Annotated in this window: 4 protein-coding genes; all 4 read right to left on the bottom strand. The window is 70.5% G+C overall.

The window, feature by feature from the left end:
- Positions 1-676: 676 nt before the first annotated feature.
- Positions 677-2002 (bottom strand): hypothetical protein, encoded by a 1326-nt coding sequence (locus ACIQOV_RS22150; RefSeq protein ID WP_401050936.1) that lies wholly within the window; start codon positions 2000-2002, stop codon positions 677-679.
- Positions 2003-2376: 374 nt separating this feature from the next.
- Positions 2377-2565 carry a hypothetical protein gene (locus ACIQOV_RS22145; protein ID WP_401050934.1) on the bottom strand — a complete coding sequence of 63 codons (189 nt, stop codon included), beginning with the start codon at positions 2563-2565 and terminating at the stop codon, positions 2377-2379.
- Between the two features lie 464 nt (positions 2566-3029).
- Entirely contained in the window at positions 3030-3650 is a 621-nt protein-coding gene (locus tag ACIQOV_RS22140) for a hypothetical protein (RefSeq protein WP_331768863.1), read from the bottom strand.
- 2 nt (positions 3651-3652) lie between these two features.
- Positions 3653-6322, bottom strand: a 2670-nt coding sequence (locus tag ACIQOV_RS22135) for a DnaB-like helicase C-terminal domain-containing protein (protein ID WP_401050932.1), incomplete at its 5' end; no start/stop codon positions are given.

Below are 6322 nucleotides of genomic sequence, written 5' to 3'. Positions count from 1 at the left end.
CGCCGTCTCCTCCGGAGACATGACGCGCCGTCACTACCGTGACGGAATGCTGCGGCGTCGCTCCGCGACGCCAGCTGGCTGGGGCGGCGTGGAGTCGGACGGCTCGACGCGGTGGGTGGTGGCGGTCACCGCCGGCCCGATTCTGATCTCTGTAATGCGAACCAGGTTCCTCGGGCGGATGGTTCGCTCAGAGCTGGCTCTGACCTGCTAGTTTCATGGGGACCGGCTTGGGCCGGGTGTTTCGTGGCTGCTGTGCGGCCTCATTCTAGCGTTCTCAGCGCCCTCCGGGCTCGTTCCGCCTCCGGCGGAACGAGCGGTCTGTGAGGGGCAGCCAGGCGATGCCGTTTCCTCTGCTGCAGAGGTTTTCGTGACCCTTGGTTAGGCTCAAGTCAGGTCTAAACCTTTCTCTTTGGTTTAGACCATGTTACTTGGCAACTAGAGAATGAGAGTTGGTCGGCCGATGTTATGTAACGGGATGTCGACGGCTTGCGGATACGCATGTGTAATGCCACTGAGGCAAGGTTTCGGCGATACAGAACTGATCGACCGGGCGGGTTCTGTATCGCACACGGCTGCCCGGCCGTGATGAACTCGTGGGCAGTTGCTTGGCGTTGAGGGCTGACGCGGGCCCAGCCAGTGGGTGCGCCTGGCCCAGGTTCCCGGCCGGGTTCGGGCGTCAGGTGTTGGGGGTCGTGTGGTGGGGCTCCGCCGGCGGGATGGTGAGATTGTGGTGGGTGAAGAGGGTGGTGAAGAACTGCTCGAGGAGGGGGCCAGCGTGGTGTCGGTTGCTGAGTTCGGTGGAGCTGAATCGGTAGACCTCGTAGCCGCGGAGCTTGAGGTCGCGGTCGCCGCGGACAGTGTCCTCGTACGCCTTGGCGGTCGCGTAGTGGTGGCGGCCGTCGACTTCCAGGACGGCGCGGTGGCCGCCCGGTAGGAGCATGAGGAAGTCCATACGGTGGTTCAGCAGGGCTTCGACGCCGCGCTGTTGGACGGTCTTGTGGTCCCAGTGCAGCCAGACCTCTGGGAGCAGGGCGGGTAGGGTCCAGGCGCGGGCGCCGTAGATGCGGTGATAGAGCCGGTAGAGGTCGCGCTGGGGAGAGACGTCCTCGCTGGGCATGGAGGCCAGCAGGCGGTTGTAGAGGTCCTTCTTGGCCTGCTCGGTGTCGTCGGTGCCGGTTTTCTCCTGCCACCACTGCTGCAGGTCGCACCAGCGGATGCCGTCCGGGCCGATGGGCCGGTCGTAGACGAGGACCTGGTCTATCCCCTGCAGGACTTCGAGATCGTTGTCGACGACGCTCAGGAAGCGGATGTCGGGCTTGGCAGTGGTGGCGAAGATCAGGGTCTTCGGCCGGCGGGCGGCGCCGGGGCCGGTGCGCAGGAGCTGGAAGTGTGGGTAGCCGTCGCGCTCGCCGGTCTGCTCGAGGCGGATTGCGGTCGGTGCCAGCGCCGTGTTGAGCGTCTCGACGAGGCGGACTTGGGCGCCAGCGTCCGGGAGGGTTGCCGGGTCGACCAGGGTTTCGAGGAAGCGGGTGAACCTGGCGGAGCCGGCCTCGAAGACCCCGAGCTGCTCGAACAGCTCCTCCGCCGACCAGTCCTCTCGGTTGCGGAACACGTGCTGGTGGATCCGGGCCCGCAGGCTCGTCGTCGACGATCCCGTCCACCGCGCCATCGGGTCGTCGTCCAGGTGCCAGAACCGTTCCAGTGCGCGCTCGAACCTGTCCTCGCGGTAGAGCAGCTCGTCGAGGTTGATCGCGGCGGCCAGCTCGCGCCGCACCCGGCCCGGGATCTCGATGACCGTTCCGGCGTCCCAGACGGCGTCCTCGAGGGCGAACCGCTCCTTCCCGCGGACGGACACCTGCGGGGAGTCAAGGAGGCGCTGCGCGGCCTGGCGGAGGCCGCCGTCGTCCGGGAGTGCCTTGAGGCAGGCTTCCAGGCGCTGGCTCTTCGAGCCTGTGTCTGCCGCGGGTATCGGTAGCCTGAGCTCGGGCCCCAGCTCGGTCAACTCCCGGTGGGTACAGGAATGGAGCCCCTGCACGACAGTGCTGACCGCTTCTCGCAGCTTCTTCGGATCCACCGCCACGGGCCGAGTGTGGCAGACCGCTCGGACAGCTGTCCCAGAAGCGGCGCAGCCGCCGTCCCGGCAGGCTCCGGGGTGCTGCACCGGAGCGCCGTTGCGCCGGCCTGGGCAGGTCGGCGCAGCGGGGGTACGCGGAGGGCGGCGTTCTGGCCTTCCCGGAAAGGGGCGGTGCAGCGGGGTGTGGGGCGCAGCGGCAGGGTGGGACGCGGTGGGGCGTTGGCGGGGATGGGCCCGTCTGTCCGGCCGGGACGTGCGGTGCTTGGTGGGGAAGATCGTCAAGCCGCTTGTGGCCGCAGCACCTAAATGATCTTGATTGCTTCGTCCCACACGTTGCCTCCGTCCGCCCAGGTCCACAGCCATTGGCGCAGTGACGGTGCGGCGTAGCACAGGCCGTCGTGGGGGTTTTCGCCCCAGTCGGGTTCCCAGCCGTCGGCGTCCCAGAGCAGGACGGGGTTGTCGATCGCGATCAACGAGACGTGCCACTGCATGCTGCAGCCGCCGCCTGTCAGGAAGAGCCATGACGTCGGCCGCCCGTACTTTGGCCCTCGCGTGTGGAGGGAGGTTGCGGGGCCAGTCCGGTCTGTGCCAGTACGGGACGCGGCGCGGTGTCAGCGAGGCGAGGCCTCCTTCCGGGCCGAATCCCCCGTCGCCGATCTCGGTGTAGATGCGTCGGAGCTGTGGCGGCAGCTCGTAGCCGAGTTGCCGCTCCACTTGCTCGACCTCGGCGTTCGTGAGCGGGGGAACGGCTGGTCCGGGAGACAGCCGTGGGGATCGCCTGTGGTTCCGGTGCCCCGCGCGAGGTCGTGCAGCCGTTCCAGGAGTGCGTCGTCGTCTGCAGCGGTGCGGCGGAGGGTACCGGTCACGGGGCGGAACTGTAGTGGGGTGGCTACCTGGGGCTCCGTAGTGCGGGTGGCCGTTCGGGGACTGCCATCAGTGCTTGAGGTGGTGGTGTTCAGGCGCCGAGGCCGATGTGGGAGACGTAGGTATAGGCGCCCCAGTCGGAGTCGAGGTCGGCGATGACGTCGTCCCAGATCTCCTCCAGCTTCGCCTCGTCGCCGTCGACCATGGCGTCGACGGCCTCGTCCCAGACGTAGCGGACCTGGATGGTGCGCAGGCGGAGGTTGTCGCGGCGGCGGGGCTGATCGACGAGGTCCTGGTTGACGGGGTGGATCTCGACTCGGGTGCCGCGGCCGGCGTTGTTGAGGTGCTGCTTGAAGCCGCCGGGGTTGGTGAGGACGTTGTGGGCGCGCAGGTTCCAGTATGCGGTGTCGATGGCTTCGAGATTGTGGGGGCGGGGGCGCTGGGTGCCGTGGGTCCAGGCGCGGATGGTGCGGGGGGTGGCGGTGATGCCGGCGTCGCTGAGGGCCTGGGTGCCGCCGGTGGTGGTGGTGAGATAGCGCATCCGGGCGAGCAGGCCACGGCGGGTGGTGGGCGGGGATTTGATGCCGCCTTCGATGATCATGCGCTCGAGGGCGTCTTCGAGGGCGCGGCCGAGGGCGATCTTGCCGTGGACGTTGCCGGGGTCCAGATGGGCGCCGTACTTGCCGAAGTTCTTCCATCCGTCGGTCGACACGTTCAGGCGGCCTTTCGGGTGCGCGGGAGGGTGTACTGGTCCTTGAGTTTCATCTGGGTGGTGAGGCGGCCCTCGGTGAACACGGTGCGCCAGTCGGTGCTGTCGCTGGTGGTGTGGAGTTCGTCGGTGCCGCGCAGGGCGACGATGATCAGGCCGTGGGTGTGGGCGCGGTGGGCCTTGTACCAGAGGTTGGCGAAGGCCTGGGAGCGGATGATGTGCATCCAGTCCGGTCGGCGCAGGTCCCGGTTGTGGGTGGATTCGCCGATGGTGGAGACGAACTTGGCGTAGATGGCCTTCACGTAGGCCTCGGTGACGGTGTCGGCGGTGGTGATGGCGTTCTCGCGGGCGATGGTCAGGACACGGCGGAACTTCTCCAGCAGGCTTTCGCTGGCGCCGGAGGTCCAGGCCTCGGTGATGTGCGGGGCCTCGCTCAGGCCGAGCTTGTGGCAGCGGATCAGCAGGCGGACGGTGGCGTCGTCGAGGAGAACGGGGCCGGTTTCGCGGCGGCCTCCGATGGGGTCGGGCAGGTGGGGGTGGTTCCAGGTGGGGCGCTTGGGCAAGAGGTAGATGCCGGAGCGTTTGGGGTCGAAGCCGCCGTCGGGCTGGTGCTGGAGGGCGCCGATCGGCAGGTGGGTCTTCAGGGCGGTGCAGTAGGCGGCGTTGGTGTCCAGGACATCGACCGCCACCGGGAGCAGCCGTCCCTTGCGCAGGTCGTCGAGCAGGGGGGCGTTCTCCCACTTGTGGCGGCCCTCCCAGATGTCGTCGGCGCCGTTGCGGGACTTCTTGCGCAGGAAGTCCAGCGTCTCGGGGTAGACGGTGTGTTCGTAGGTGGCGCCGACGCGGGTGGCGTCGAAGAGTTGCATCCCGTTCGGGATGGCCTTCTTCTCCAGGGCGGCGATCGCGGCCTCGGTTTCGCCGCCGTGTTCCTCCAGGGCCTGGTGGACGGCGCTGGCGATCATGTCGAGGTAGTAGCTGTAGTCCCGGTCCGAGTAGCTGTCGCCCAGGGCGGCGTCCGCCCGGGCACTGGGAGTGCGCTCCGCAGGCGTCCGGGTCGGGCGCAGCGGCTGGCTGTTGCCGGTCTTGAACGCGGCGGGGACGTCCAGGGCGGGGGTCTGCGCGGCTGGGGCAGGCGTGAGGAACGGGCCCTGGGCGTCATCGGCTCCCCCGGCGGTAGTGGTGCCGGGGAGCAGCGTGGCGGGCTCCCGGGGGCCTTCGGCGGCCACCGCGGGTGCCTCCTGGAGCGTCTGGGCAGCCGGACCGGAGGCGGGCGCGGCGGGGGCCGGCTGGGCCTGAGCGGACACGCCAGGATCGGTGGGCGCTTCCCGGGGCACCTCCGGTGCCGGGGCAGAGCGCGTGGTGGTCGGCGCGGCGGGTGCGACGGCGGCCGTGTCGTCGGGGGTGGGGTCGGTGAGGCGGGCGTGAGCCGGGTCGGAGGACAGGGTGAGGGTGGTCAGGGGGCCGAGGTCGCGTTCGGCGATTGCGAGACGGACACGGCCACTGCTGGTGCCGGGGGTGGTGTCGGGGGTGAGGGTGAGGGTGACGTCGGCGGCCAGGGCGCGGATCAGGTCGGGGTTGTCGGTGTCGAGGGCGGCAAGCACCGGAAGGTAGTGGGTACGGGCGAGGTGGGCCAGGGCCTGGCCTGCGTCGGCGAGGGCGGGCAGGCCGGACAGGGGCAGGCGGGGGTCGGGGGCGGTCTGGAGGCGGTCGACAACCACGAGTGCGAGGTCGGGGACGTCGGCGGCGGTGGTGGTGATCGCCTCGGCGTCCAGGCCGGTCCCGTCGTCGATCAGCAGCGGGGCCGCGGCGAGGAGGTCGGCGGTGCGGGCGACGGCCTCACGCTCGGTGTCGTCGAGGGTTTGGGCGCGCAGGCGGCGGTAGTCGACCGGGGTGTGGGCGGCGATCACGCGGGCGGCGATGTCGGCCCGGGTCAGCCCGGAGGCTGCGTACAGGACGGTGCGCCGCTGGTTGAGAGCGGTGACGCGGGCGGCGCTGATCGCCAGCAGGCTCGCCCCGGTGCCTGGGGCGCCGGCGACGAGGTAGAAACGGCCGGGCTGCAGACCGCCCAGAGCGGCATCGAGGGTGGTGATGCCGGTGGGCAGACCCATTGGCGGGGCGGGTTCGCCGTTCCCGGCCGCGGCGGTGCCGGTGGCGGGGAGCAAGGTGTCCAGAGCTTCCCCGAGCAGGGCGAGCCGGCGCCGTGGGGCCGGCGGCACCGCGGCGGCAGCGGGCTCGGGTGCGGGCGCAGCGGCAGTGGCTGACGGCCCGGCAGTCGGAACGGTCGGAGCGAGCGCGGCAGGCCCGACTGCCGGAGCAAGGGGGGCCTCGACAGAGTCGGTGGGGAGGTGAGACGCGACGGCCGGAGTCTGCGCGGCCACAGCCGCCGGGTACGCCAGTGCGGCGGGGGTCTCGGTGGTGGTGCTCGGCGGGGCGGGTGTGGCAGCGGCCGGGAGGGCCGGTGGCGGTGTCGCGGTGGCCGGGAAGAGGGCGGTGGCGCAGGCCAGGACGGCTACCGGCCGCTTGTGGCGCAGCAGCACCTGCGGGGTGCCGGCGGCGGCTTGGGCGACCAGGTCGCCCAGGACGGGGCGGGCCTCGGCGATGCCGAAGGCAGGCGAGTCGGCGGTGGGCAGGCCGGCTGTGGTGGCCAGGTGGGCGGAGACGAGCAGGGCCCGCTC

Source organism: Kitasatospora sp. NPDC091257 (assembly GCF_044757675.1).
Classification (GTDB): Bacteria; Actinomycetota; Actinomycetes; order Streptomycetales; family Streptomycetaceae; genus Kitasatospora; species Kitasatospora lactacystinica.
Note: the sequence above shows the minus strand (reverse complement) of the source record. Positions and strands in the feature narration are given on the sequence as shown.

Excerpts from the sequence above, each read along its gene's own strand:
- ACIQOV_RS22145 (WP_401050934.1), bottom strand. The coding sequence starts at position 2,565 with ATGCAGTGGCACGTCTCGTTGATCGCGATCGACAACCCCGTCCTGCTC.